The 26334-nt window shown below is 62.9% G+C and carries 25 protein-coding genes; 4 read left to right on the top strand and 21 right to left on the bottom strand.

Annotated elements, in window-relative coordinates; all coding sequences use genetic code 11:
• Positions 1-62: 62 nt before the first annotated feature.
• From BUA69_RS20680 to BUA69_RS00560, 11 genes are all read right to left on the bottom strand, one after another.
• Positions 63-2492, bottom strand: coding sequence for a methyl-accepting chemotaxis protein (locus BUA69_RS20680; RefSeq protein ID WP_052950416.1), 2430 nt, complete (start codon positions 2490-2492; stop codon positions 63-65).
• Positions 2493-2693: 201 nt separating this feature from the next.
• Complete coding sequence (locus BUA69_RS00520) at positions 2694-3866, bottom strand: OpgC family protein (RefSeq protein WP_244468710.1); 1173 nt, start codon at positions 3864-3866, stop codon at positions 2694-2696.
• A complete protein-coding gene (mdoH, locus tag BUA69_RS00525) occupies positions 3853-5643 on the bottom strand; it encodes a glucans biosynthesis glucosyltransferase MdoH (RefSeq protein WP_201777433.1) in 1791 nt (596 codons plus the stop codon). Before mdoH ends, BUA69_RS00520 begins: the two co-directional genes overlap by 14 nt.
• Before the next feature lie 6 nt (positions 5644-5649).
• Complete coding sequence (locus BUA69_RS20855; protein WP_160300109.1) at positions 5650-5787, bottom strand: hypothetical protein; 138 nt, start codon at positions 5785-5787, stop codon at positions 5650-5652.
• On the bottom strand, positions 5784-7382 hold the full coding sequence (locus BUA69_RS00530; protein WP_046134368.1) for an OpgD/OpgG family glucan biosynthesis protein: 1599 nt from the start codon (positions 7380-7382) through the stop codon (positions 5784-5786). The genes BUA69_RS20855 and BUA69_RS00530 overlap by 4 nt, the downstream gene beginning before the upstream one ends.
• A 397-nt stretch (positions 7383-7779) precedes the next feature.
• Entirely contained in the window at positions 7780-8508 is a 729-nt protein-coding gene (locus BUA69_RS00535) for an SDR family oxidoreductase (protein WP_046134419.1), read from the bottom strand.
• 11 nt (positions 8509-8519) lie between these two features.
• The gene (locus BUA69_RS00540) at positions 8520-9260 is read right to left on the bottom strand and encodes an HAD family hydrolase (RefSeq protein WP_046134369.1); all 741 of its coding nucleotides are present in this window, start codon (positions 9258-9260) and stop codon (positions 8520-8522) included.
• 3 nt (positions 9261-9263) lie between these two features.
• Entirely contained in the window at positions 9264-9995 is a 732-nt protein-coding gene (locus BUA69_RS00545; RefSeq protein ID WP_046134370.1) for a glycerophosphodiester phosphodiesterase family protein, read from the bottom strand.
• 31 nt (positions 9996-10026) lie between these two features.
• Positions 10027-10947 (bottom strand): ABC transporter permease subunit, encoded by a 921-nt coding sequence (locus tag BUA69_RS00550; RefSeq protein WP_046134371.1) that lies wholly within the window; start codon positions 10945-10947, stop codon positions 10027-10029.
• A 2-nt stretch (positions 10948-10949) separates the two neighbouring features.
• Positions 10950-11915, bottom strand: a complete 966-nt coding sequence (locus BUA69_RS00555) for an ABC transporter permease subunit (RefSeq protein ID WP_082093739.1) — start codon at positions 11913-11915, stop codon at positions 10950-10952.
• Between the two features lie 13 nt (positions 11916-11928).
• Entirely contained in the window at positions 11929-13287 is a 1359-nt protein-coding gene (locus BUA69_RS00560; protein ID WP_046134373.1) for an extracellular solute-binding protein, read from the bottom strand.
• 155 nt (positions 13288-13442) lie between these two features.
• Between BUA69_RS00560 and BUA69_RS00565 the strand changes: the two genes are divergently transcribed.
• Complete coding sequence (locus tag BUA69_RS00565) at positions 13443-14483, top strand: sn-glycerol-3-phosphate import ATP-binding protein UgpC (protein ID WP_046134374.1); 1041 nt, start codon at positions 13443-13445, stop codon at positions 14481-14483.
• Positions 14484-14570: 87 nt separating this feature from the next.
• Positions 14571-15545, top strand: coding sequence for a sugar-binding transcriptional regulator (locus tag BUA69_RS00570; RefSeq protein ID WP_046134375.1), 975 nt, complete (start codon positions 14571-14573; stop codon positions 15543-15545).
• 28 nt (positions 15546-15573) lie between these two features.
• On the opposite strand, the gene BUA69_RS20860 is transcribed toward BUA69_RS00570, so the two are convergent.
• From BUA69_RS20860 to BUA69_RS00580, 3 genes are all read right to left on the bottom strand, one after another.
• Positions 15574-15717, bottom strand: a complete 144-nt coding sequence (locus BUA69_RS20860; RefSeq protein ID WP_160300110.1) for a hypothetical protein — start codon at positions 15715-15717, stop codon at positions 15574-15576.
• A gap of 65 nt (positions 15718-15782) precedes the next feature.
• On the bottom strand, positions 15783-16610 hold the full coding sequence (locus BUA69_RS00575; RefSeq protein WP_046134376.1) for a metallophosphoesterase family protein: 828 nt from the start codon (positions 16608-16610) through the stop codon (positions 15783-15785).
• Entirely contained in the window at positions 16607-17554 is a 948-nt protein-coding gene (locus BUA69_RS00580) for a diacylglycerol/lipid kinase family protein (protein WP_072866427.1), read from the bottom strand. Before BUA69_RS00580 ends, BUA69_RS00575 begins: the two co-directional genes overlap by 4 nt.
• A gap of 99 nt (positions 17555-17653) precedes the next feature.
• Between BUA69_RS00580 and BUA69_RS00585 the strand changes: the two genes are divergently transcribed.
• Positions 17654-18385, top strand: a complete 732-nt coding sequence (locus BUA69_RS00585; protein ID WP_046134378.1) for a phosphatase PAP2 family protein — start codon at positions 17654-17656, stop codon at positions 18383-18385.
• On the opposite strand, the gene BUA69_RS00590 is transcribed toward BUA69_RS00585, so the two are convergent.
• The 6 genes from BUA69_RS00590 to BUA69_RS00615 form a co-directional block, all read right to left on the bottom strand.
• Complete coding sequence (locus BUA69_RS00590; protein ID WP_046134420.1) at positions 18382-18972, bottom strand: ABC-type transport auxiliary lipoprotein family protein; 591 nt, start codon at positions 18970-18972, stop codon at positions 18382-18384. The two genes, BUA69_RS00585 and BUA69_RS00590, sit on opposite strands and share 4 nt — an antisense overlap.
• Before the next feature lie 10 nt (positions 18973-18982).
• Complete coding sequence (locus BUA69_RS00595; protein ID WP_046134379.1) at positions 18983-20578, bottom strand: MlaD family protein; 1596 nt, start codon at positions 20576-20578, stop codon at positions 18983-18985.
• Positions 20579-20581: 3 nt separating this feature from the next.
• Positions 20582-21355 (bottom strand): ABC transporter ATP-binding protein, encoded by a 774-nt coding sequence (locus BUA69_RS00600; RefSeq protein ID WP_046134380.1) that lies wholly within the window; start codon positions 21353-21355, stop codon positions 20582-20584.
• Between the two features lie 3 nt (positions 21356-21358).
• Positions 21359-22480 carry an ABC transporter permease gene (locus BUA69_RS00605; protein WP_046134381.1) on the bottom strand — a complete coding sequence of 374 codons (1122 nt, stop codon included), beginning with the start codon at positions 22478-22480 and terminating at the stop codon, positions 21359-21361.
• A 353-nt stretch (positions 22481-22833) separates the two neighbouring features.
• Positions 22834-23049, bottom strand: coding sequence for a cold-shock protein (locus tag BUA69_RS00610; protein ID WP_046134382.1), 216 nt, complete (start codon positions 23047-23049; stop codon positions 22834-22836).
• A 275-nt stretch (positions 23050-23324) separates the two neighbouring features.
• Positions 23325-23696, bottom strand: coding sequence for a response regulator (locus tag BUA69_RS00615; protein ID WP_046134383.1), 372 nt, complete (start codon positions 23694-23696; stop codon positions 23325-23327).
• 146 nt (positions 23697-23842) lie between these two features.
• On the opposite strand from BUA69_RS00615, the gene BUA69_RS00620 reads away from it, so the two are divergent.
• Positions 23843-25018 carry a GAF domain-containing sensor histidine kinase gene (locus BUA69_RS00620; RefSeq protein WP_046134384.1) on the top strand — a complete coding sequence of 392 codons (1176 nt, stop codon included), beginning with the start codon at positions 23843-23845 and terminating at the stop codon, positions 25016-25018.
• A gap of 36 nt (positions 25019-25054) precedes the next feature.
• On the opposite strand, the gene BUA69_RS00625 is transcribed toward BUA69_RS00620, so the two are convergent.
• On the bottom strand, positions 25055-26326 hold the full coding sequence (locus tag BUA69_RS00625) for an O-acetylhomoserine aminocarboxypropyltransferase/cysteine synthase family protein (protein ID WP_046134385.1): 1272 nt from the start codon (positions 26324-26326) through the stop codon (positions 25055-25057).
• Positions 26327-26334 lie beyond the last annotated feature (8 nt).

The following is a 26334-nucleotide window of genomic DNA, read 5'->3' on the forward strand; positions in this document are numbered from 1 at the left end:
CCATCGACATGAAAAGGGCGCCCATTGGGCGCCCTTTTTTTTGCCGGTTCGTATCGGCGCGATCAGAACTCCGACCAGTCCTTGGCGAGGGCGGCATTGCCCTGGCTGAGATAGGACTGCGACGCTGAACGGACCCGGTCGGCCTTGGCCTGGGGTTGGGGATCGGCCTTGGGGGCTGCGCGGCCCGACTGAACCCGGGGGGTGTCTGAATTCGCCTCAAGCGTGAAGACGTCGACGGCCATATCGAGCTGGCTGGCCTGGTTCTCGCTCTGCTCGATGGCGGCGTTGATCTCTTCGACCAGCGCCGCATTGTGCTGGGTCATCTCGTCGAGCGTGCGCACGGCGACATTGACCTGACCGATCGCGGCGGCCTGTTCGAGGCTGGACTTGGCGATGGCCTGCATCAGGCGGGTATTCTCGTCGACGGCGCCCAGCATGGCGGCAAGCTGCTCGGCAGCGTTGGACACCAGCTTGGTGCCGCCACGCACTTCCATGGCCGATTGCTCGATCAGGTGCTTGACGTCGCTTGAAGCGCTGGCCGCCGATTGCGCCAGGCGGCGCACTTCCACCGCGACCACGGCAAAGCCCTTGCCGGCATCCCCTGCCCGTGCCGCCTCGACCGACGCGTTGAGCGCCAGCAGATTGGTCTGGAAGGCGATATCGTCGATCATGCCGATGATGTTGGAGATCTTGGCCGAAGACTGGGTGATCCGCTCCATCGCGGCATTGGCCTCGCCCATGGTGTCGCCACTCTGGGCGGCACTGCTGGAGACGCTCTGCGCCTTGCTGCTGGCCGATTCCGCCATCTTGGCATTTTCTGCCACGGTGGAGGCCAGCTGTTCCATGGCCGCCGAGGTTTCCTCGATGGTCGCGGCCTGGCGGGTCGTGCGCTCGCTGAGATCGTTGGCGCCCGACAGGATTTCACTGGTGGCGGTCCGCAGCGTGCCCGAGATTGCCTTGGCGCCACTGACGATTTCGGTGAGCTTGCTGGTCACTGCATTGGTGTCATCACGCAGCTTTGCAAAGGCGCCGCTATAATCGCCCTGCATGCGGCGGGTCAGGTCGGTATCGGCCATGGCCGCCAGCACGGCGCCGGTTTCGGACAGGCCGCGATCGACAGTTTCCACCAGGGCATTGACGCTGCCGGCCAGGGCATTGAGCTCGGCATCTGGGAACCGGGCATCGACGCGCTTGGAGAAGTCGCCGGCAATGGCGGCATCCACCACTTCGCCAAAGGCGGCCTGCAGGGCCACCATCATGTCGGTGCGCTCGATCCGGCGCTGGATCACGGCGGCGCGTTCTTCTTCGGTCATCTGGCTCATCTTGAGCCCATTATCGCGGAACACTTCGACGGCCCGCGCCAGGGTGCCGATTTCGTCGACGCGCTCGGTGCCCTTGATCTCGCTGTGGTAATCCCCGCCGGCAACGGCATCGACAGTGGCGCTGAGAGTGCCGAGCGGCTTACCGATCATGGTGCGTAGCAGAAGGAACATCACGATGCAGGCAATCAGCACGCAGCCTGCGGCCAACCCAATGATGTTCAGCTGAGTTTCATTGACGGTCGCCGAGAGTGTGGCCAGGGGCACGTTGGAGATCACCACCCACTGGTCGAGCGTGCCGCCGACGCTGATCGGCAAGGCGACGCCGCGCATGGCGGTGCCGTCGTGGCCGGTCAGGTCGCTTTCGGCAGTGCCATCGGCCAGCGCGGCGCTGGCAAGACCGAAGAGCGGATCGGCAGCCGGCAGGGTCTGGCCGATCAGCGTCGGATCGGGGTGGGCAACAACAATCCCGGACGCGGTCACGACGGTGACACTCCCGGTTTCCATTGGCCGAATTTCGGCTAGGCGAGCATTGAGCTCGGCCAGCGAAAGATCGACGCCGCCGGTGCCAACGAACTGGTCGGCGACCATGATCGGCGCCGAGAAGGACATCATCAGCACGTCAGCCCCGCCGACGGAATAGGTGTAGGGGTCGATGGCGACCATGCGGCCTTCGGTCTTGGGGCGATGGTAGTAGGAGCCAGTGGCGGCATCCTCGTAGCCAGTGAGCGGATCGTTGACGATCTCGCCGCTGCCACGGTTCCAGTATGGGATGTAGCGGCCGGTATCGTCATGGCCCGGACGGCCGGCGAAATCCACGTCGCGACCGTCGACGGCGTTGGGCTCCCAGCCCGACCAGACGCCGAGCAGCGACGGATTGCGCTCCAGGGTATGCTTGAGCACGGCGTTATAGACCGAACGGCTGGCCGTCCTGGCCTCCTTGAGCGATTCAAGAGCCGTGATCACGCCATCGGCGGTTGCCGCCGAACGCGACAGGCTGGCTGCGACTTCGTCGGCAACAGCCCGGGTGCTGGCGGCCTGGTAGTTGCGGGTCTGGTGATCGATGGTCTTACCCACCTGCTGAACCAGAACGAAGATACCGATGGCGAAGACAACGGCCAGCGCCAATCCACTGAGGATGGCGGTTTTGACCGACAAGGATCGAAAGATCATAGCGATGGATTTCCCGGTTAGAATCATTCCACCCCGCTGCCAATGCAGGGTTGCCTCGCGGCAAAACAATCACGGAGCCGGTATGAACGACGTGCGTCGGCCAGCAGCCAGCGCGCGACTGGCCGGTGCCCCTTACCCGGTCAGTCGGGAGCAAAGCTAACGGGAGAGCGGTTAAGGTATCGTGTGTCCCGTAACGGGCGGTCAGGCCCGGGCGGCGGCACGCATTTCGGCGGTGCGCGATAGCACCCAGGCCAGCCCCAGCATCGCCGCTATGCCGCTGCCAAGCAGCACCCCATCGACCAGGGGATCAGGCGTGGTGCCGGACTTGAGCGCCTGCAACGCCATGCTGAGCACCGTGCCGAACGCGAAGACCGCCAGCCCCTGCCGACCCAGCAGGCGCAGGGGCGCAGCCATCGCGTTGGCCGCAAGGGTCGACAGGAAAGTCAGTGAACCCAATACATAGAACAGGGCCAGGGCATGCAGCAGGCGCGGCAGGGTCAGGAAGGTCTTGTCGAAGGCGGTGAAATAGAACGGCACGCCCGCCTGTTGCAGCAAGCGCAGAACACTGCCGCCCGCCGCGCCGACTGCAGCAATCTTGCCCCACAACAATGCCAGCACCAGAAAGCCCAGGGCCGCCCAGAACAGCGGCCGCGACAGGGCGAAGAAGCGCTCCCCCTGCTTCATGGCGGCACCAGCCAACAGGCCAATGACGAAGAGCAATTGCCAGGAAAACGGATTGAAGAACCAGCCGCCGGGTGTCGGGAAATTGGGGAAGTTGAGGCGGAACTGCCCGGCCGCCGCCCAAAGCAGGATGGAGGCCCCCAACAGCAGCCATGGCCGGCGCAGCCCGATCACCAGCAGCAGCGGCGTCGCCAATAACAGGACGGTGTAGAGCGGCAGGATATTGAGATAGCCCAGTTGATGGGTCAGCAGCGGAATGCCGATCATGGCGCTGAGCGGCCGGCTGAACAGCGAGGCGAGATTGTTCTGGTTGAGCAGCTGGGCGCGATCGAACCACAGGGCCGCGGCGGCAAAGACAGCCAGCGAGAGCATGGTGATGCTCAGGTGGACGAAATAGAGCTGGCGCGCGCGGGCCCAGACCCTGGTCATGGCAAGCCAGATGGAACCAGTCCGGAAGCGGTTGGAATAGGCCAGTCCCGCCGCCATGCCGGACATGAAGACGAAGGCTTCAGCCGCGTCGGAGAAACCGAAATTGCGGCTGGTGAGGTTTTCGTAGATCGTGCCGGGGACGTGGTTGATGAAGATCATCACCAGGGCAATGCCGCGAAACATGTCGAGGCGGTGGTCGCGGCCGCCGGCGGCGACGCCGCCGCCGAGCCTCGTCCCAGCCATGGCTGGATTACGCTGCAACATTATTCGCAGATCCGATGTCGATCATTGCACCGGCTCGTTCGGCCCTGCTCCAGCGCTCCATGATGGCCCGATACTCGACCAGGACGGGCGAAGGATGGAGTTCGGCCGGGGTGACGAATACCCAGCCCTGCAGGCCGCGCCAGATGCAGGAGCTGGCGGTAATCAGCACCGGCGCCAGCACCGCTGGTAGCATGGTCGGCGCAACCCAGATCAGGATAGCCGGGGCGAGCGCCGCGGTAATGCCGAGAGCGAGAAGGCCAAACGCAACGATCCACCAGGTTGCGGCAAATGCCTCGCGCAGGGTCACATAGCCCTGCGAGCGGCTGGTCGCGGGCCAGCCCCCATCCAGGCCAAGCAGCACCTGCGCCACGGCGCGACTCTGCAGCAGCAGCATGGCCGGCGCGACGATGGTGGAGAACACGATCTCGCCAATGATCGAGGCCAGCGCGACGGCATTGCCGCCGGACGCTCGATTGTGACCGTCGAACATGCCCCGCACGAAGATCAGTAGCTTGGGCAGGATCAGAACCGTCAGGACCGCAACGCCCAGGGTCCAGATGCTGATATTGGGATCCTCGAAGCCAACCAGGATCGGCGATTGATCGGGCAGGATGGCAGCCAGGATGCTGGCAAACAGCAGAGCCAGCCAGAGCGGCGCGGCAAAATAGGCCATGATGCCCTGCACGAAGGTGAAGCGGCTCCACCAGCGCAGGCCGGGCGCCCTGACCAGGCGACGATGCTGCATATTGCCCTGGCACCAGCGGCGGTCGCGCTTGGCGTATTCGATGAGGTTTTCCGGGCCCTCTTCATAGGAGCCTTCCAATGCCGGATCGACATTGACCTTCCAGCCGGCGCGGGCAAGCAGGGCGGCCTCGACATAGTCGTGGCTCAGGATGTGGCCGCCATAGGGTGGCTTGCCGGTCAACACAGGCAGGCCGCAACTGGCGGCAAATGCCCCGACGCGAAGGATGGCGTTGTGGCCCCAATAGGGTCCTTCATGCCCCTGCATGGTCGCAGCGCCACGGGCAAAGCTGGGCGACAGGTAATTGGACGAAAACTGCATGCAGCGCCCGAACAGAGTGCGCGCATTGATGATACGCGGCACGGTCTGCAGCAGGCCCAGTTCGGGATCGGCATCCATCCGGCGCGCCATCTCGGCAATGGTGGCGCCTTCCATCAGGCTGTCGGCATCCAGGATCAGCGCATAATCATAGGCGCCGCCGGAGCGGGAGATGAAGTCTTCGACATTGCCGGCCTTCTTGCCGATATTGAGCGCGCGGCGCCGATAGAAAATCCGCCCCTCCCCGCCCGGCTCGGCGATCAGGCGTTGAAACCACACCGCTTCCTGGGCGGCCACGTCCATCGCGGTGGTGTCGGACAGCACGGCAATGTGGAAGCGATCCTCCAGCCCCAGCGCACAAAGGCTCCGGTTCATTGCCGCGATACGCGAAAAGGTGGGAACCGGGTCCTCGTTGTAGATGGGGACCAGAATGGCCGTGAGGCCGATCGGTTTGTCGCGCGCTGCCGCAGGCTGACCCGCACTCGGGGTGACCACGCCGATCAGCGCCGCCACCGCGCCCCAGAGCAGCCAGAAGCCGCTGACCACGACCAGCCCGGTGCGCACCAGGTCGAGCGCTGTCAGCCCGCCAATGCCGGTGAAACGAACAAACAGGTATCCGCCCAGCAGGCTGAGCCCAACGGTTACGGCAAGGGCGGCGCCGCGCAACAGGATCGGTCGCACAGCCGAAGAGGTTCCCGCATTGGGCATAAGGGGCATCAGGACCTAAAACCAGGACAGGGAGGCGAACTTCCGGCGGAGCGTCGCCAAAACGGAATTGTGCCGCTCGAGCTGCTGCTTGGGCATGGCGAGTGGCGCGTCTGGCAAGGCGATGGCGTAGGGAAAATTGGGCTCGTGCTTCATGCTGAGGGCCTCCACTGGTACAACCACGTCTCGGTGAGCTTGCGGCCCAGCCCGATCAGGTATGCCTTCATTTCGATGGTCGTTGTGCCGTCGTGCTCGACATCGAGCACCAGGCGCCAGACGCCGTTGGCCTCGTTGCGCGACAGCGTTGAATTGCGCAGCAGACCGCCAGAGACATTGGCAAGGATATCGAGCGGGGTGCCCGGGGGCAGCGCGTCGAGCTCACCACCCTTGAAGTCGACGACGAACTTGCGAAGATTGGCCTGCCCGGCAATGCCCGAAACACCGCCCTTGCCCGCCCGCGTTTCCGCGACATAGGCGATGCCCTCGGGCGCGGGATCGAGATTGCCCCAGATCATCCGGTACTGGAATTCGCGCGCCTCGCCGGCCAATGCCGGTTCGGACGGGATCCAGAAGGCCACGATATTGTCGTCGGCCTCGAGCTTGGCGGGGATTTCGATCAGGCGGATACTGCCCTGCCCCCAGTCACCGACCGGCTCGACGCGCGCCGATGGGCGGCGCTCGTAATGGGCTTCGGCGTCCTGATAGGTCTCGAAGTCGCGACCGCGCTGATAGAGGCCAAAGGCGCGGGGATTGGCTTCCCAGAAATAGGAATTGCCGAGATCGCCGGCATTGTTGAGCGCGCGCCACATGACTTCGCCGCCCTGGCGCTCGACCAGCAGGCCATTGCTGTCATGCACCTGCGGCCGGTAATCGTCGAAGCCGGCGCGATTGGTCTCGGCATAAAGGAACATAGAGGTCAGCGGGGCGACGCCGAGTTCCTGGATATCGCTCCGGAAATAGAGGCGCGCGGTGACATCGACCACGGTTTCCTGGACGCTGGAACTGGCCGGGGTGACGATGAAGCGATAGGCGCCGGTCAGGCTGGCGCTATCGAGCGCGGCATAAAGGGTCAGCGGCTGGCCGGCCACCGGGCGTTCCAGATAGAATTCGGTAAAACGCGGGAATTCCTCGGGCAGATTGACCCAGGAATTGACCACTGCTCCACGGGCGCTCAGGCCATAGATGTTGTCGCGGCCCAGCACGCGGAAATAGCTGGCACCAACGAAGGACATCAGCTCGTCAAACACCCCGGGGGCATTGATCGGGTGATTGACGCGGAAGCCGGCGACGCCGGGGAACGGCTCGGCTTCGGCAGCGGCCCCGACCGCCTTGTCATGATACTGAAATGAAGCCGCGCTAAACACCAGCGGACGGGCCGTACCGGCTTCGATCTCGAACAGCTTGACCGGCTCATTGTAGAGCCAGCCAAGATGGAAGGCCTGCACCTGATAGCCAAGATCGAGGTCAGCCCATTTTCCGTGGTCGGGACGGAACTGAATCAGCCGATAGGTGTCGTAGTCGAGCCCCTTGAAAGCCTCTGGAATGGTGGCAACAAGCGGCTGGAAGGGCCCGGCGGCCATGGCCTGCAGGCGGGCGCTGAATGCCTCGAAATCAAAGGCGAATTCGGCGCGCTCCTCGACCTGGGCAAATGCGGCTCCGGTGAGCGATGTCGTTGAAAGCAATGCGATAAGGGCGGCTGCGCCCTTGAGGACACTGCGCCGGTTTGGAAGGCTGTGATTGGAAGACGTCAAGCTTGTACCCGCTTGGTTTGATTGCCACACCGATAGGCAGAAACCACGAACGCCTGTTAGCGCTAAAAGTTCTCGCATGGGGCCCATGCAGGGCGAGCATGGCTGCAATATGGCCCAGCCATGCGTGCAGCGCGGGGCTGGCTTGACGGCGCCCGCGGCCGGTCGCCACGGCCAGCACAGACGCGGCGTGCGCCACTCCTGAATGCAGCAGAAGCCGCGCACCCGCGGGGCATCGACCAAGGGTCCAAAAGCTCGAATCGACGCTGCTCCAGCCCTGCAATTGCCACATGGCAGGCGGGGTTCGCCCAAATGCGAGATCGGCCCCCCGGTGGACCGGGGAGCCGAGGGCGGATTGGTGAGCTAGCAGTTGAACTGCGGGGTCAGACGCTCAGCCAGCTCAGAGGTCGTTGCGCTGCGGCAGGATGACGATGTCGCGAATGGTGACATTGCGCGGGCGGGTCAGCATGAACTTGACCGCCGCCGCTACTTCGGCCGGCTCCATCAGGTCGCCGGCGACCTTGGCGGCTTCGAGCTTTTCGGCGGGCCAATCGGCGATCAGGGCGGTGATGACCGGACCCGGCGCCACCGCGCCGACGCGGATTCCGTGCGGCGCAACCTGCCGGCGCACGGTGTGGACGAAGGCCTGGATGGCGTGTTTGGAGGCCGTGTAGATCGGCTCCCACACTACCGGCACCAGGCCTGCAATCGAGCTGGTCATGATGATATCGCCGCTGCCGCGCGCGATCATGTGGGGCAGGACCGCATGGACCGAGCGGAACGCCGCGTTGACGTTGAGATTGAGCATCCGGTCCCACTGATCGGGATCGCCCTCCGCCACCGGCCCGCCGACATAGGAGCCGGCATTGGCGTGGAAGATATCGAGCTGGCCGGCCATTTCGAGAATCTGCGGCAGCATATTGGCGACGCTGGCCGGATTGGTGAGATCGGTCACCACCGCAAAGGCGTTGGGCCCCAGTTCGGCGCAGAGGTGGTGGAGCTTGTCGCCCTCTCGGTCCACCAGCCCAACCCGGACGCCGGCATCGAGCAGCATTTTCGCGCATTCGAGGCCGATACCCGAGGCGGCGCCGGTGACGGCGGCTACCTTGCCGTTCAAATCCTGATCCATATTCATGCCTTTCAACTGCGAGCCGCGTGCTTGACCAAGCGCTCTGCCAGAGTGCGATTGGCGAGCGCCAGCGCAGCGGGAAGCTCATCGGCACCATGCGCCACGGTCAGCGCGCCGACCGCCATCAGCAGGTTGGTCCGACCCGGGCGCGGATCGGTCGGGTCGACAAAACCGATACAGAGCATGCCAGCGGCGACCGCCGCCTCGATCCCGTGCGGGCTATCGTCGATCATCACGCAGCTGGCCGGGTCGACGCCGAATTGCTCGGCGCAGTAGAACATCAGGTCCGGCGCCGGCTTGGGCCGGGAGACGGCATCGGCACTGAATACATGCGGGACGAACTGCGCCCAGAGTTCGAGATGACCGAGGCTGCGCTCCAGGCGATCCATGGCGCTGTTCGACGCCACACACTTGGGGCGGTCTAGCCGACTGACCACCTCCAGCATGCCTGGCATGGGGGCGAGGCGCTCGGCAAAGGCGGGAAACAGCTTGTCGTGCCAGAGCGCAAACAGCGGCTCGCCATCGACCGAATATTCCTGCTCGATCATCGCGCGAATGATGCGGATGGCGTTGCCGGTATACTTCTCATGGGCCTGTTGATCGGTGATGGCGATGCCCATGGCGCGCATGCTTTCGGCCAGCGTGCTGCTGGCAATGGGCTCGCTGTCGATCAGGACGCCGTCGCAGTCGAAGATAATGAGCCCGATGGCATCGAGCGGGTCGGCGGGTGGTGGGGTTGAACGGTCAAGCACTCTTTAGGTCCTGCGCAAGCTGACAGCGCGGTCGGGGCGGTCGGTGGTGAGTTGGCGGATTGGCTTGTTGAGCCAGAAGGTCAGATCGGCCTCTTCATTGGGTACCCAGACGCCCAACCGCTCCTTGGGCAGGCGCGGCGCGATCACATCCCAGAAGCGGTCCAGCACGCTTTTCTCGATGGCGATGATGTCGGCTACCTTTGCGATAGCCTCCAGCCCGTCGAGCAGGCCGTAACGTTCGGAGGATTTGGCATCGAACGAGGCGAGCGTGCGGATATGGGGCGCGACCCGGCGCACTTCGGCCAGTACGGCAGGATTGAAGCTGGTGAGTATCGCGCGCTTGGCCAGGCCGTGCGCGTCGAGCATCGCGGCCGTCTGGGCTTCAAGACCTGGATAGGGATTGCCGTCCTTATCGGCCTTGAGCTCGACATGCAGCTCCATGGTGGTGTCGGCATAGACGGCAAGCACTTCCGAGAGCAGCGGAATGCACTGGGCATCGCTGTTCCTGAGCCGCACGTCACGGTGCTCGCCGGCCCGCAGCTGGGTCACCGGGCCAGTACGGTCGGTGGTTCGATCCAGGGTCGGGTCGTGGATGACCAGCAGCTCGCCATCGACGGTCGGGTGAACGTCGAACTCGACGCCCTCGACCGGCATGGCAGCCAGTTCGCGAAATCCAGCCAGGCTGTTTTCCGCCCAGAGATCGCGGCCGCCGCGATGGCCGATGATATGTACCATTGGGTATTTTTCCTTTGCAGTGGTGGCGGAGCTACTTGCCCGAATCCACCAGACCTTTGGTGAACCAGCGCTGCATCACCAGGATGATCACGGCTGGCGGCAGCATCACGAAGAAGGCTGCGGCCATGGCGATATTCCAGGCGGGCGCCGTGTCGGCCACGGGCACCAGATCCTTGAGGCCAAGGATGGCAGTGGCCATGCTGTCGTCCGTGGTGAACAGGAGCGGCCAGAGATATTGGTTCCAGCCGAACAGGAAGAGGATGATCGACAGTGCCGCAATATTGGCGCGCGACAGCGGCAGCAGGATATCGAAGAAGAACTTGACCGGCCCTGCCCCATCCAGCCGCGCCGCCTCGCACAGCTCTTCGGGCACCGTCAGGAAGAACTGACGAAACAGGAAGGTCGCCGACGCCGATGCGATGAGCGGCAGGATCAGGCCGCCATAGCTGTTGATCATGTTCCACTGCAGCGCCGCCTCGATGCGATAGCCGCTGACAGTTTCGATCAGCCCGGACAGACCGGTGGCGCTGAACAGCCAGCGCAGCGGCGCGCCCGCATCGGCCACAGCCTCATAGGTGGGGATGATGCGCACTTCGACCGGCAACATCAGCGAAACGAAGATCAGCCAGAAGGCCGTCATGCGGAAGGGAAAGCGGAAATAGGTGATGGCGAAGGCGGCGATCAGCGAGATCGACAGCTTGCCGATGACGATGCCAATCGTCACCACCAGCGAGTTGAAATAGAGGCGCGAGAAATTGCCCTGGTTCCAGGCGCTGACGATATTGTCGAAAAAATGCGTACCCGGCACCCAGGGGAATGGGGTTTGCTGGACTTCCTGCAGGGTCAGCGACCCCGCGACGAAAGCGAAATAGAGCGGCAGGCAGACGGCCGCGGCGCCAAGCAGCAGAACGGCGTGGCAGAAGATCGTCAGCCCCAGATTACGTTCGATCATGGCTACACCTGGTAGTTGACTTTGCGCTCAAGCGCGCGGAACTGCAGGACGGTGAAGAGGATGGCGACGATCATCAGGATGACCGATTGGGCAGCCGACGAGCCCAGATTGAGCTGCACGAAACCATCCTGAAAGACCTTGTAGACCAGCGTATTGGTGGCCCCGGCCGGCCCTCCCTTGGTCACCGCGTCGATGATGCCGAAGGTTTCAAACAGCCCGTAGACGACGTTCATCACGATGAGGAAGAAGATGGTCGGGGTGATCAGCGGCAGCGAGATGGTGAAGAAGCGCCGCACCGGACGGGCGCCATCCAGCTTGGCGGCTTCCAGCAGCGAATGCGGCACGGCCAGCAGGGCTGCGACCAGGAAGATGTAATCGTAGCAGATGTGCTTCCAGACCGTGGCGACGATGACCAGCATCTGGGCATCGAAGGGGCGACGGTTGGGGTCCCAGGGCAGGCCCAGGGAATGAATGAACTGCGCCATCGGGCCGACGGCGGGATTGAACAGAAAGGCCCAGAGCACCCCCGAAATCACCGGCGCGATGGCATAGGGCATCAGGATGACGCTCTTGTAGATGCCCCGGCCACGAATGACGAAGTCGGTGGCGAAGGCAAACAGCATGGCCAGCGCGATGGTGACGAACGCCTGCACGGCGGTGAACCACAGCGTGAAGAAGGCGCTGCGCTGGTAATCGGGGCTCATCAGCAGCCGGCTGAAATTCTCGAAACCGACGAAGATCTCGCGGGCGCCAAACGGGTCGACCTGCACGAAGGCGAGGGAAAGCGCCTTGTATGAGGGGATAAAGAAGAAGAACAGCAGGATCAGCAATTGCGGCGCGAGCAGGCCCGCAGCGATCCAGGGCTTGCGGAAATGGGCGGTCTTGAGCCCGGATTCGGAGGTCCTGGGCAGGAGCCGGGTGAGAGCGAGGCCGAGGGCGATCGGGGGGCGCGCCGTGGCGCCCCCCATCTCGGTCGTTACGTTACTGTCCGGCATGGAGCTGCTCGTACTGGCGCAGGATTTCATTGCCGCGGGCGGCAGCGTTATCGAGGGCCTGCTGGGCAGTCTGCTGGCCGGTCCACACGCCCTGGATCTCTTCGACCAGGATCTGCATGGACTGATTGTGGTTGCCGAAGCGGAAGCCACGCGAGTTTTCGGTTGGCTCGCCACGGCCCAGTTGCAGGATGGCGATTTCGCGGGTCGGATTTTCCTCGAAATAGCCGTCGGCCTTGAGCATGTCATAAGCCGCGTTGGTTACAGGCACATAGCCCGTCTGGCTGCTCCACCAGGCCTGCACTTCGGGCGAGGCGACATAATCGATGAAGGCGGCAGCGCCCGCATATTCTTCGTCCTTTTCGCCCTTCAGCACCCAGAGCGCGCCACCACCGATGGTGCTGTTCTTGGGCTCGATGCCTTCCTCATGCGGCAGGTAGGTTGCGCTCCAGGCGAATGGAGCGGTCGAGGAGATGCCCGCATGCGCGGCGGTCGAGGCGACATAGGTGGCGCAGGTGCCGGAGGTGAAAAGCTGCTCGGGTGACAGGCCCTGCCCGGCGATCTGCAGCACGCCGCCATCCATCCACTTGGCGAGGCGTTCGAGCTGACCCACGACAAGCGGGCTCTTGTTAAAGACGAACTCGGTGGCCAGGCCGTCAAAGCCATTGGCGAGGGTGCCATAGGGCTGGTCGTGAATGGCCGAATAGTTCTCGATCAGGCTCCAGAAGAAGTCATTGGCGAGGGCCATCGAGCAGGAACTGATGCCCTGCTCCTTGATCGCATAGAGCTGCTTTTCGACGTCCTGCCAGGTTTCGCCAGGCGCATCGAAGCCGGCCTGCTTGAACATGTCGCCATTGTACCAGAAAATCGGCGTCGAGCTGTTGAAGGGCAATGCTGCCGGAACACCATCGACGAGGAAGAAACCCGAGACCGGGGCGACGAAATCATCCCAGTCGATGTCATAGCCCTGCTGTTCCATCAGCTCGGGGACCGGGATGACCGCGCCCGAATTGAGCATGGTCATGAAGCCGCGTTCGGCGGCCTGGATCAGCGTCGGCTGCTGGCCGACACGATAGGCAGCGACCATGGCCGCCATGTTCTCTTCGTAATTGCCCTTGTGGGTGGCGACCAGTTCATACTTGTCCTGGGACGCGTTGAAGTCGGTGACCAGTTCGGCGACGATATCGCCGAGGCGACCACCCAGGGCATGCCACCACTCAACCTTGACCCGTTCCTGGGCAAAGGCCGAGCCGGCCATCTGCAGGCTCAGCAGGCTGACCGCCACTCCCGCAGCCAGGATCTTATTGGACGCACGATGACGGCGCCGCTGGTGAACTTCGCGTTTCATCTCTGTCTCCTCTCGCATCGCCGTAATTCCTTCCCAGGGCTGTAACAGCGCCTGGCGGGCCGCTTCCACGGCGGCGACAAAAAGAAGCTAGCGCCCGCCCGTTACAAATGTCAATATCTTGTTACATTAGTATGACAGTGGTTCTGGAGGAGCACATGGCAAACATCGAACTCATTGATATTAAAAAGAATTACGGTCCAGTTCCGGCGGTAAAAGGCATCAATCTCGTTGTCGCAGACGGCGAGATGATCGTGCTGGTCGGTCCATCGGGGTGCGGAAAATCCACTCTGCTGCGCATGATTGCGGGGCTGGAATCCATCACGTCCGGGCATCTGAAAATCGGTGGTCGCGACGTCAGCCGGGTCGAGCCGGCCGAGCGCGATATCGCCATGGTGTTCCAGAACTACGCGCTCTATCCGCACATGTCGGTGCGGCAGAATCTGGAATACGGCCTCAAGAATCGCGGCTTCCAACGCGACGACATCGCCCGGCGCGTCACCGATGCTGCCGCCATCCTCGAGATCGAACCCTACCTGGAACGGCGACCGCGACAGCTCTCGGGCGGGCAGCGCCAGCGCGTCGCCATGGGCCGTGCCATCGTCCGCAATCCCGCCGCGTTCCTGTTCGACGAACCCCTCTCCAATCTCGACGCCAAGCTGCGCGTGCAGATGCGCGTGGAAATCCGCAAGCTGCAAAAGCGGCTGGGGACCACCAGTCTTTACGTCACCCACGATCAGCTCGAAGCCATGACGCTGGCTGATCGGCTGGTGGTGATGAATGGCGGGCGCATCGAGCAGATCGGCACACCGATTGACGTTTATGAGCGTCCTGAAACCCTGTTTGTCGCCGGCTTTATCGGCTCGCCGCCAATGAACCTGGTTGATCTCGACAAGATCGGCGGCGCTGTCACCTGGCCGGGCCTGCCCCCCAATACCGATGTCGTTGGTATTCGCCCCGATGCCTTCAGCCTGACCCAAAACACCGCCAATAGCGTGCCGCTGACGGGGATGATCGAACTGATCGAACCGATTGGCGGCGAGAGCCATCTGCATATTGTGATCGAAGGATCGAGCCAGACAGTCATCGCAGCGCACGCCGGCAGATCTCCGCTGTCGGAGGGCGAAACCGCAACCTGGCATGTCAATCCGGCCGACCTGCACTGCTTCAACAAAAGCAGCGGACAACGCACCGACTAGTGCGGCAGGGACTGTCGGCGCGGCGTTACAATTGACAAGCTAAGGTCGGCATTCCAATTAGACAAACCCGGCGCAGGAGACCTCGCAATGACATCGGATAACGCCGCAACGACGCCCGATGAACAGATGCAGGTGCGGGTGGCATGGCTCTATTTCATGGAGGGCCGCACCCAGGGCGAAATCGCCGACCTGCTGTCGACCAATCGGCTGCGGATCAATCGGATCATCAACGAGGCGCGCCGGTCGGGCCTCGTCTCGATCACGATCAATTCGCGGCTGAGCTCCTGCGTCGAACTGGAACGGGCACTCAGCGACCGGTTCGACCTGTCGCGCGCCATCATCGTGCCGACGCCGGTCGATCCGGCCCTGGTGCCAGTTCTGCTGGGGCAAGCGACCGCCGACTATGTCAGCCAGGCGCTGACCTCCTCCGATATCCGCGGCATCGGGATGGGCTGGGGCGCCACCATGCGCGAGATGGTGCGCCATATGCCGGCGCTGCGGCGGCCCGAGCTCTCGGTAAATTCCGTCATGGGCGGGCTGACGCGCGGCATCGAGATCAATACCTTCGACATTGCCAGCGATCTGGCGCGGCTGCTGAGCGCGGAATGCGCCTATCTGGCAGCGCCAATTTACGCCGGGAGCCCGGAATCGCGCGACGCGATCATGAATCAGGATGTGTTCCGGGAATCGTTCGAGCGCATTGCCGTCAACGACATGATCGTGCTGTCGGTCGGTGACCTCACCGACCGCTCGCTGCTGGTGCGCTATGGCCTGCCCCGCGAGGTCACCATGGAAATGCTTGCCGCCGCAGGTGCCAAGGGCGATCTGCTCGGGCAGTTCATCGATGCCGATGGCAAGCCGATTGACCACCAGATCAACCATCGTGCCATCGCCCTGCCCATCGAGGCGCTACGCAAGGTGCCGAACGTGATCCTTAGTTCCGGCGGCGCCCACAAGGTTGAATCGATCGCCGCAGTGCTGCGCTCGGGGCTGATCGACGTGCTGGTCTGCGACGAAACCACTGCTCGCGCCGCTATGGCGCTGGCGGTTGGACGGGGTTAGCGCTGTCCGGCCGAGGCTTGGAATGCGCCTAGGCGACAGGCGGGGTGGCGCCGGTACCGGCGCCGATGATGGCAATGGCGATCAGAAGGATTCCGCCAGTCAGCCACAACAGCCCGGCAACCATGAAGAAGCCCTCGATAAACTCGGTGCCGGTATATTCCAGGTCGGACATTTGCCACTCCTCAGGACCAATGGACGCCAAGTCTGGGCCCGGACAGGGTTGCGGTCAACACGCACCTACAGGGGCTCGCTCGCCTTGTCCCGCGTCTGCCAGGCGTCAGCCTTCCACTCACGGACGGTGATGGTGATCTTGTCGGCAGTAATATCGATGAGATTGTAGGCGTTGGATTCCCCTCGCAAGCGGGTGGAAATCGCCGATGACGCCTGCGCAACCAGGATCGGCGCCGCGGTGGACTTGCTGAACCCGATTGCCTCCCCCTGCCGCTCGGCTTCCTTGCTCTCGTGCTTGCGCACATAGGAGAGGTGAAAGTGTCCCGACATGACCAGCCGAACTCCAAGGCTTGAAAACAGTTCCAGCGCCTCGTCGGCGCGTTTGACGCGCCGGGTCTTCTGCAGCATCGGCTCCGTTGGAAACAGTAGCGGATGGTGCGCGACGATCACCCTGATGGCGTCGGGCGATGCCTTGGAAAAGCGTTCCTCCAGATCTTCGAGCTGCCCCCGCGAAATGGTGCCATGCCCCCAGTTCCATTCGAGACGCGCCCGGCGCGAGGTGCGCATGCCGACAAAGCACACGCCGTCCATTTCGAGGAACGGCTCCAAGTCTGCCGCAATATACCGCCGGTAGAGGCCATAAGGATCGAAAAACCGGCGCAGGATATTGACGGCGGGGACATCGTGATTACCCGGTACGGCAAAGATCGGCGCCTCGAGCGTATCGAGAAAGGCGCGGGCCTCGACGAATTCTTCCTTGCTGCCAATCTGGGTGAAGTCGCCGCTGGCAACGATCAGATCCGGATGCTGGGCGGCAATGTCGGCGGCGAAACCGGCGGCCAGCGCCGGGTCGTGACGACCGAAATGCAAGTCGGAGATATGGACGAGCTTCAAGGCGTTGGACCTCCGGCGGCTTCGACAATCGCTGCTGTGGCGAGCATATCGGTCGCCGCAGGCACGATAACCGATAAGGCCAGGGGACGGGTTTTGAAAGCGAGGGGCGTTTCCAGCATTTCGACCTCGCCGTCGAACATGACCTTGATCAACGGCTTGCGCGTGGTGATGGTAACGGATGTGACGCTATCGACGGTGAGCACCTGATCATGCCGCCAGCGGCCGAGCAACATGCCTGTCGTCAGCCGGATAAAATCGAAGACCGTGAAATGGCTGAGCACGTATAGCGTCAGCGTGCCACGATCCAGGCTCTGGCGCGAAAAGAACTGCCCGGGCCCCTCGTCATAGGCATTGTTCGACACGGCAACAGCCTGCACCCGCTCGACGCGCGTGGCGCCGTCACTGGTCTGCATGGCGACAGCGATGCGGCGCGCCCGGGCGAGACGCCGGAAGAAATGGCGCAGAAAGCCAATCTTGGCGCCAGCGTCGCGCCGGCCCCTGATGTGTTCGCGGGCAGCGGCCACGCCGGGGATCAGGCCAATGACCACCTTGTGCAGGAAGACCCGTCCATTCACTTCGCCCACATCGATGCGCTGGCTGACGCCGGTCGCTAACGCGGCAACCGCTTCCGGCAGCTCAAGCGGTATTTTGAGGTCCTTGGCCAGGGCATTGACCGTGCCGAGCGGCAGGATGGCGAGGCCCTTGTCGGAGCCGACCAGTGCCGCCGCCAGGGCGGTGATCGTGCCATCGCCACCTGCGGCGACGATCACCTCGGCAGCGCTGGCCATGGCGGCGTCGATACGCTCCTGCATGGGGACAGCACTGCGCGCGTCAATGGTGGCTTCGAGGCCATTGGCGCTGAACAGCGCCTCCAGCTCGTCCTCTGTGACGCCAATGGCATTGGCGGTGCCGGCATTGGCATTCAGGATGACGTGGTAAACCATAGTGCGGAATTCCATCGGCCATGGCGAAATGCCGTGGTGTTATGGCAACGTGCGGGCGGCACGGACGTTGCCTTGGCAATACGGGAAACGAATCAAATCATGGGCCAGCGCCTCACCGACAGCAAATTTTACCGGCGCATTCACGATTTCATTGTCGGTGAAGCAGGCTTGCTCGCGGCAATTGTTCTGATCAGCGGGCTGGTGCTGGCCTTCCTGCGTCTGGCCGACGCGGTGCAGGAGGGCGGCACGGCGGCTTTCGATGAAGCCATCCTGCTGATGTTCCGAACGCCCGGCGACGTCAATCAGGTCATCGGCCCGCTCTGGGTGCAGGAGATGGTGCGCGACGTCACCGCGCTCGGCAGCTTCGCCCTGCTCGGCCTGATTGTGGTTGGCGTCTGCATCTATCTGGTGCTGGCGCGGATGCAGGCGGCGGCATTGCTGGTCATCGTTTCGGTGCTGAGCGGCACAGTGCTCAGCACCCTGCTGAAGATGGGCTATGATCGGCCGCGCCCCGATCTGGCGACCATGTCGCATCAGTTCACCGCCAGCTTTCCCAGTGGCCATGCGATGCTGTCGGCCGTCACCTTCCTGACCATCGGAGCGCTGCTGGCCCGCCTGGCGCCGACGCGGGCGCTGCAGTTTTACGCGATCTCGGCCGCTTTGCTGCTGACGCTGATGGTCGGGATCAGCCGGCTCTATATGGGCGTGCACTATGCCAGCGACGTGCTGGCGGGCTGGTGCCTTGGCGCGGCCTGGGCCCTGCTCTGCAGCGCCGTGGCGCTGATGCTGGAGCGCCGCGGCACCATCGTGAAAGCCGATGAAGCGCGCTAGGCCGTGCGCGCTGTCCAGACCAGGATCTGGCTCATTACATCCTGCAGGGCTTCATCCAGCGCCGCAATCGGGGCAGCGGTCGGCGACATCGTGGCCGCACGCTCGGCGGTGAACGATTTGCTGGCGAAGATACGTCCCCGGCGTTCATCCACCAGTTTGGCGTTCATGGTGACCGTCGCGATATTGCCGCGCGCCACGTCGATTTCGAATGCCCGGATTTCGGTCGCCAGGGTCACATCGACCGCCAACTGGTCATCGGGACGGCCGATATTGGGGAAATTGCTCGACTCGAATGTCTGCAACATGCGGGTCTGTACCAGCCGCGGCAAGGTATCGGACCATTGTGCTTCAGGCAGGTAGCTCAGGATATTGCCGGGCTCGCGCACCACGACGCGCTGGCTGTCAAACGTCTGCACCGTCTTGGGCAGGGTGATCACCACCACCCGCGACGAGCGGCGGCTCAGCGGGCTGTGATTGACGCTATCCAGATCGAAGGTGATCGGGGGGCGGCCACCAAAGCAGCCGGCAAGGGTCAATGCCAATCCGGAAGCACCGGCAGCGAGAAACGCGCGGCGTGTCTTGTTCATCGGCATTGCCTTACTGCTTATTGTAGTCACGGACCGTCTCCCCGCCAAAGATCAGGCCCTGTGGATTGTTTTCCAGGTTCCGCACCACCCGGTCAAGCCGTTGCAGGGTTGCGCGGGCTTCGGCGGCGAGCGCGGAATACTCAGGTAACCCGCGATTGGCGAAATTGTTCAATCCGGCGGCGATACCCGACGTGCTGGCAGTCAGCTGGTCAGCCAGGATCCGCACCGAATTCGCCGCCTCGCCGATTTCGCCGAACATACCCTGCCCTTCGGCGCCGGTCACGGCACCATCGACCTGCGCCAGGATGGCATCGACCCGTTCGGCGGCACCTATCAGACTGTCGGAGACCTTGGTGATATTGGCCACGATGGTATCGACGCCGGCCGCATTGTCGCCCAGGGCGGTTGAGAAGCTGTCGACATTCTCCAACACCCGCCCCACCAGATCGGGATCGATCTGGGCGACGACATTGTCGATCACGGCGACGCTTGCCTTCAATCCCTCGATCATGTCGGTGATGCTGCTGGACAAGCCCGAGGTCGCGGTGAAGAAGTCGTCGATCTGCCCGGAATTGCGCGACAGCGTACTGGTGAACACAGCGACATTGTCGACCACTTCGGTGACCTGCTCGGGCGGGATCGCCGCCAAAAGCGTGCGCAGCTCGGCCGTCACCGTGGTCATCTCGGTCGAGAACGTGTCGACATTGGCCAGCACGCGCCCGACTACCGCCGGATCGATTTCCGCGGCAACCTTGTCGATCACGCCGACACTGGCGCTGAGGCCCTTGGTCAGCTCGGTCAGGTTATTGGCCAGGGTCGAGGTGGTGTCGAAAAATTCGTCGATCTGCCCGGAATTGCGCGACAAGCTCTCGGTGAAGGTGGTGACATCGGCGACCGCCTTGGCAACATCCTCCGGCGGCACGGCGGCGACCAGCGCCCGCAGGTCATCGGACAGCGTGCCGATCTGGGTCGCCATCGGGCCGATCTGGCGGCTGGCGTCGGCAATCGAGTCGAGGAAGCCCTCGACGCCTTCGGAATTGGAGGCCAGCGCTGCGGTGAAGGTTTCGACATTGGCGATGGTCGCGTTGAGCTTGGCATCATTGGTGTCGAGCAGCGTATTGATGCGATTGACCGCCGCCGAGACGCCGTTGACCGTGGTGGTCATCCCATCGAGGATCGATTGGAAATCGGAGACCTGGGCATAGAGCACCGGCACATCGCTACCGGGGGGCGGAACCGGGGCCCCTGCCCCATTGGTGCCGCCGGACAGCTGCAGCGAGCCGGCGCCGGTCAGTCCCTGAAAGCCCATGACCACGCGCGTGTCGGCCTTGACCGGGGCATTGGCATCGACGGAAATGCGCGCCACAACCCGTGCGGTGTCATTGGGATCGAGTGCGACGCTGTTGACCTGGCCAACCTTGATGCCGTTGAACATCACGTCCGTACCCCGCCCGATGCCCGAAACGGTGCCGGTGAACACCACATCGTATTGATTGGTGGCGACATTGCTGGACGGGCCGGCAAACCAGAAGACGAAACCGAAAAATGCCACGACCACGGCGGTGGCCAATGCTCCAACAATCGCATAATTGGCGTTGTTTTCCATGGTCTAGCCTTCGAGGTTGTGGGCGCGGGGGCCGTGGAAATATTCGCGAAGCCAAGGATGATCGCTGGCGCGCATTTCCGCCAGTGTGCCGGCCATCAATAACTTGCCATCGGCCAGCGCCACAATACGGTCGCAGGCGGCGGCCAGACTATCGAGATCGTGCGTCACCATCAGCACGGTGAGATCGAGCGTATCGCGCAGGGTGACGATCAACTCGTCGAACTTGCCGGCGCCAATGGGATCAAGCCCGGCGGTCGGCTCGTCGAGGAACAGGATTTGCGGATCGAGCGCCAGGGCGCGGGCCAGGGCAGCGCGCTTGATCATGCCGCCGGACAACTCGGACGGGTAACGCTGGGCGGCGGTGGCGGGCAGACCGACCAGATCGAGCTTGATGCGCGCGACCTCGCGGCGCAGCGATGGCGACAGGTCCAGGTGTTCGCGCATGGGAAATTCGATGTTTTCCTGCACGGTGAGCGAGGAGAACAGCGCGCCCTGCTGGAACAGGACGCCCCAATTGCGCTCGGTCTGCATGCGCTCGCTGCGCGTGAGGCTGGCATAGTCGCGCCCCAGCACATCGACCACGCCGCTGGTATGGGGCAAGAGCCCCACTATGGCGCGCATGGTGACCGACTTGCCGGAGCCCGACGGGCCGATCAAGCCAAGGATTTCGCCGCGGCGCACATCGAAGTCCAGACCATCGATGATCTTGCGGCCACCCAGGGTGACGACCAGATCGCTGACGGCGACGACGGAGCTTGGCGCGGCAGCCTGTTGCATGCGCTAGAATCCGATCGCTGCAAAGAAAACGGCGAACAGGCCATCGGCGACGATGACCACGAAGATCGCCTTGACCACCGAGGAGGTGGTGTGACGGCCCAGCGATTCCGAGGAGCCCTGCACTTTCATGCCTTCAATCGAGGCGATCAGTCCGATCAGGAACGCCATGACCGGCGCCTTGATCAACCCCACCGACACGCTGGTCATGGTCATGGCGCCGCGCAGGCGCTCGATGAACACCTCGAACGGAATATCGCCATAGAAGCGGGCAACGATGGCAGCACCCAGCAGGCCAGCCATGGCGCCGATAAAGGCCAGCAGCGGCAGCCCCAGCACCAGTGCAACGACGCGTGGCAGCACCAGCGCCTGATAGGGATCGACGCCCATGACCCGCAGCGCGTCGAACTCCTCGCGCATGCGCATGGACCCGATTTCGGCGGTGATGGCGGAGCCAGAGCGGCCGGCCACCATGATTGCCGCCAGCAATACGCCGATTTCGCGAAACATCAGGATCGCCGCCAGATCGACCACGAAGATCACCGCGCCGAAAGTGCGCAACTGCAGGATGGTCTGCTGGGTGATGATCGCTCCGACCACGACGGAGATCAGCGCGACGATAGGAATCGCCCGCAGCACGATCTGTTCAAACTGGTGCACGAAGGCCGGGAAGCGCAACGGCGCCTGCAGGGTGATGGTGCGCCCGAAGGCTGCAAGAATCCGCCCCTGCACGCCACTGGCCGACCCCACATCATCGGCAGCGCCAAACACCAGCTTGCCCATCGCCACGAAGGGCTGCATCAGCATGGATGGGCCCTGGCGCGGCGGCGGCGGCGTTGGTTCCGCTGCGGCGACGCGATCAAGCAGGCGCGTATGCAGATCGGAACCACCGACGAAGTGCGCCGCCTTGCCGAGATTGCGACGCAGCTGGGTCAGCAGCGCGGCCCCGACCGTATCGAGTTTGGCGATTCCGCTGATATCGAGATTGACAGGGGCGGTGGCTGCGGGCGCGGCAAGCTGCGCCAGCTCGGCTTCGAGCGAACGCGCCGTGGCGAAGGTCCAGTCGCCGGAACAGCGGATACGCGGCTGCGCTCCCTCGCTACCTTCGAACTTTGCCTGGCGTTCCATCCGACCCTTTAAGACGTATAGAGGGCGACTCTATCCCCAGGCATTGTCATACGAAATTGTCGCCGCGCCTTACAACACTGGAGTGCTTGCGGGAGCGCGCAAGCCACACGAGCCGGTCGCATTCGTGCAACCATGCCACACATTTCAAATTATCGGAGAAACGTTGGGGCGATCTTGGGGACAGATCTTGGGGACGGAACAACCAGCAAACGCCGAAGCTGAGGCGTTACGGCATTCCCTGACCAACACATCCCAGCGCCAAAAAAGGAAAAGGCCGCCGCGTTTTCAACATCGCGGCAGCCTCTTTGCTCGCCGCTAAGAAGCGGTCCGCCAACTTTTTACAGTAGAAAGAACTACTGAACGAGAGTCAGGTTGATAGCCGAGATCTTGCCGTCACGGCCGGATTCGAGCTCATAGGTCACCTTGTCGCCTTCATACAGGCCCTGCAGGCCCGAATTCTGAACAGCGGAGATATGGACGAATGCGTCCTTGTCGCCGCCTTCTGGCGAAATAAAGCCGAAGCCCTTGGTGGTGTTGAAGAATTTAACGGTACCGGTGATGGTTGCCATGATAATAGTCCTTGTAGCCCGGGCTAAGAAGCGAACGAGCAGGTTATCCTTCCACACATGCAGAAGGACTCTAAGACGTTCGCAAGAAAGAGAAGGAGCCAGGGGCCGGAGAACCAGCAGACAGGCAGCCGTCGTTGGCTGAAAACGTAAATACACTATGATCGTTTAGTGTGTCCGAAGCAAGGCTAATATCGCGAGCGGTAACAGGCGAGCGATTTGAGCGGCGGCGCGCTCAGCACAACAACAGCGTGAAGCGCCCGTCCTCCCTACTCTATTCACGGTTGCGAGAGCATCAAATCACGAAAGGATGCTGCAATTTTTCCATGGTCATATGGCTTGGAAAAGAACACTCCGCCATCCGGCAGGTCAGTCACCTCCACCATCCGGTGGCCGGATGTGACCACAATCTTGACCGGTGGCCACCGATTCCTCACCGCTGCCGACAGCTTCAACCCGTCCATGCTGCCGGGCATGTCGATATCGGTGAACAGGATCGAGATCGCCGCATTGCCCTCCAAAACCGCGATCGCGGCGTCGGCGGTGGCGGCTTCAAACACCACAAAGCCCTCATCGCGCAGGAAATCCGCGATCTCCATGAGCACAAGGGGCTCATCTTCCACCACCAGAACCTGGATATCTGCAGCCATCGGGCAAGCTTTCTGTTGGAGCGCCGCCATCATGACGCCGGTGAGTATTCAACGCGTCGCACGGCACAACGATCCAGCGGTTGCAATCACGATGACTTTGACTGGGCGCTTGGTTAAAGTCCCTCCAAACGAGCAAGCAGGTTGGCGTGGAGCAGACTTTTCAAGACGATATCCAGGCGATAGGCCGGATCAACGCGATTCCCTCGATCCTCAAGGTCGTGTGCGAGTCCACCGGCATGGGCTTTGCTGCGGTTGCGCGGGTCACTGAAGGGCGCTGGATCGCCTGCCAGGTGCTGGACAATGTCGATTTCGGCCTGCCGGTCGGTGGCGAGCTGGAAGTCGAGACCACGCTTTGCCACGAAGTCCGCTCGGCCGGACGGGAAATCGTCATCGCCGATGTGGCCAACGATCCCGTCTATGCCAATCACCACACGCCGCGAATCTACAATTTGCAGAGCTATATCTCGGTCCCAATCACTCTGGCCGACGGTACATTCTTCGGCACGCTATGCGCCATCAGCACCAAGCCGGCCAAAACCAACAATGATGCGACCATCGGCATGTTCCGGCTGTTTGCCGAACTGATTGCCCACCACCTGGACTCCGATCAGAAGCTGAACCAGAGCCGGGCCGACCTGATGGATGCCAAGTCCGCCGCTGACCTACGCGAGCAGTTCCTGGCGGTACTGGGGCATGACCTCAAGAACCCGCTGGCCTCGATCGAGGCAGGCACAAACCTCTTGGCCAAGACGCCGCTGACCGAGAAGGCGACGACCATTGTCACGCTGATGCGCAAGAGCGTTACCCGCATGAACAATCTGGTCGACAACATCCTCGATCTGGCGCGCGGCCGGCTGGGTGGCGGCATTGTGCTGGAAACGGCGGCGGATGAGGAAATCCACCGGGTTATCGAGCAGGTGGTAGCGGAGCTACGCAGCGCCCATCCCGAGCGCGAGATCGTTTCCCAATTCGGCGAGTTGGGCCGGCTGTCTTACGATCGGGTACGCGTCGGCCAATTGGTCTCGAACCTGTTGGGCAATGCTCTCACCCACGGCGCGGTGACCGGCCCGGTCACGTTGCGGGCCCGGATCGATGGCGAATTGTTCATTTTGTCGGTCGCCAACGAAGGCGAGAAGATACCGGATGACCTGATCGAGCAGTTGTTCCAGCCCTTCGTGCGCGCCAGTGTGCGGCCGAACCAGCCTGGACTGGGCCTGGGGCTCTACATCGCCAGCGAAATCGCCAAGGCGCATGGCGGCACATTGACCGCCACCTCGAGCGCCGAAGTGACCGAATTCACCTTCCAGATGCCCAAGCAGTAAGAAGCGCCGTCGCCCCAGGGACGACGGCGCAATGGATCAGGCCTGAGCGAGAGCCTGTTCGATATCGGCAATGATGTCGTCGATATGCTCGATACCCACCGAGATGCGGACCAGGTCCTCGGACACCCCGGCGCGCGCCAGTTCTTCTGGGTTGAGCTGGCGGTGCGTCGTCGAGGCCGGGTGGCAGGCCAGCGACTTGGCGTCACCGATATTGACCAGGCGCAGGATCATCTGCAGGCCATCGATGAACTTGCCACCGGCTTCCTTGCCGCCCTTGATGCCGAAGCTGATAATGCCCGAGGCCTGCCCCTTGGTGATGCGCTTGGCGACGGCATTATACTTGCTGTCCGGCAGGGCCGCGTAATTGACCCAGCCGACCTTGGGGTGGCTCTGGAGGAAATGCGCCACCTTGAGCGCGTTTTCGCAGTGCCGCTCCATGCGCAGGCCCAGCGTTTCCAGCCCCATCAGGAACAGGAAGGCACTGTGCGGCGACAGGGCGGCCCCGGTATTGCGCAGCGGCACAACACGGCAGCGGCCGATATAGGCGGCCGCACCGAGTGCTTCGGTGTAGACGACGCCGTGATAGGACGGATCGGGCTCGTTCAGCACCGGGAAGCGCGCCTTGTTGGCGACCCAGTCGAACTTGCCGCTATCGACGATGATGCCACCGATCGAATTGCCGTGCCCGCCGATATATTTGGTCAGCGCATGGACGACGATATCGGCGCCGAAATCGATGGGACGGCACAGATAGGGCGTCGCCACGGTGTTGTCGACGATCAGCGGCACGCCATGCTTGTGAGCAATCTGGGCCAGCCGTTCGATATCGACGACGTTGCCGGCCGGGTTGCCGATCGACTCGCAGAACACCGCCTTGGTCTTGTCATCGATCAGGGCCTCGATCCCAGAAAAATCATCCGCCTCGGCCATGCGCACTTCCAGTCCCTGGCGGGGGAAGGTGTGCATGAACAGGTTATAGGTGCCGCCATAGAGCTGGCTGATCGAGACGATGTTGTCACCGACACCGGCAATTGCCTGGATCGCATAGGTAATGGCCGACATGCCCGAGGCAACGACGAGGCCGGCAATGCCCCCTTCCATTTCGGCAACGCGCTGCTCGAGCACCGCATTGGTCGGGTTCATGATGCGGGAATAGATATTGCCGGGCACCTTGAGGTCGAACAGGTCAGCGCCATGCTGGGTATTGTCGAAGGTGTAGGAGGTGGTCTGATAGATCGGCACGGCTGCGGCCTTGGTGGTCGGCTCAGCGGTATATCCGTGGTGCAGGGCCAGCGTTTCGAGCTTCATGCTTCATA

Source organism: Devosia limi DSM 17137 (genome assembly GCF_900128975.1).
Lineage (GTDB): Bacteria > Pseudomonadota > Alphaproteobacteria > Rhizobiales > Devosiaceae > Devosia > Devosia limi.

Coding starts and splice junctions, on each gene's coding strand:
- BUA69_RS20680 (WP_052950416.1), bottom strand. CDS start 2,492: ATGATCTTTCGATCCTTGTCGGTCAAAACCGCCATCCTCAGTGGATTG.
- BUA69_RS00520 (WP_244468710.1), bottom strand. CDS start 3,866: ATGTTGCAGCGTAATCCAGCCATGGCTGGGACGAGGCTCGGCGGCGGC.
- mdoH (WP_201777433.1), bottom strand. CDS start 5,643: ATGCCCCTTATGCCCAATGCGGGAACCTCTTCGGCTGTGCGACCGATC.
- BUA69_RS20855 (WP_160300109.1), bottom strand. CDS start 5,787: ATGAAGCACGAGCCCAATTTTCCCTACGCCATCGCCTTGCCAGACGCG.
- BUA69_RS00535 (WP_046134419.1), bottom strand. CDS start 8,508: ATGGATCAGGATTTGAACGGCAAGGTAGCCGCCGTCACCGGCGCCGCC.
- BUA69_RS00545 (WP_046134370.1), bottom strand. CDS start 9,995: ATGGTACATATCATCGGCCATCGCGGCGGCCGCGATCTCTGGGCGGAA.
- BUA69_RS00550 (WP_046134371.1), bottom strand. CDS start 10,947: ATGATCGAACGTAATCTGGGGCTGACGATCTTCTGCCACGCCGTTCTG.
- BUA69_RS00555 (WP_082093739.1), bottom strand. CDS start 11,915: ATGGGGGGCGCCACGGCGCGCCCCCCGATCGCCCTCGGCCTCGCTCTC.
- BUA69_RS00560 (WP_046134373.1), bottom strand. CDS start 13,287: ATGAAACGCGAAGTTCACCAGCGGCGCCGTCATCGTGCGTCCAATAAG.
- BUA69_RS00565 (WP_046134374.1), top strand. CDS start 13,443: ATGGCAAACATCGAACTCATTGATATTAAAAAGAATTACGGTCCAGTT.
- BUA69_RS00570 (WP_046134375.1), top strand. CDS start 14,571: ATGACATCGGATAACGCCGCAACGACGCCCGATGAACAGATGCAGGTG.
- BUA69_RS20860 (WP_160300110.1), bottom strand. CDS start 15,717: ATGTCCGACCTGGAATATACCGGCACCGAGTTTATCGAGGGCTTCTTC.
- BUA69_RS00580 (WP_072866427.1), bottom strand. CDS start 17,554: ATGGTTTACCACGTCATCCTGAATGCCAATGCCGGCACCGCCAATGCC.
- BUA69_RS00585 (WP_046134378.1), top strand. CDS start 17,654: ATGGGCCAGCGCCTCACCGACAGCAAATTTTACCGGCGCATTCACGAT.
- BUA69_RS00590 (WP_046134420.1), bottom strand. CDS start 18,972: ATGAACAAGACACGCCGCGCGTTTCTCGCTGCCGGTGCTTCCGGATTG.
- BUA69_RS00595 (WP_046134379.1), bottom strand. CDS start 20,578: ATGGAAAACAACGCCAATTATGCGATTGTTGGAGCATTGGCCACCGCC.
- BUA69_RS00600 (WP_046134380.1), bottom strand. CDS start 21,355: ATGCAACAGGCTGCCGCGCCAAGCTCCGTCGTCGCCGTCAGCGATCTG.
- BUA69_RS00605 (WP_046134381.1), bottom strand. CDS start 22,480: ATGGAACGCCAGGCAAAGTTCGAAGGTAGCGAGGGAGCGCAGCCGCGT.
- BUA69_RS00610 (WP_046134382.1), bottom strand. CDS start 23,049: ATGGCAACCATCACCGGTACCGTTAAATTCTTCAACACCACCAAGGGC.
- BUA69_RS00615 (WP_046134383.1), bottom strand. CDS start 23,696: ATGGCTGCAGATATCCAGGTTCTGGTGGTGGAAGATGAGCCCCTTGTG.
- BUA69_RS00625 (WP_046134385.1), bottom strand. CDS start 26,326: ATGAAGCTCGAAACGCTGGCCCTGCACCACGGATATACCGCTGAGCCG.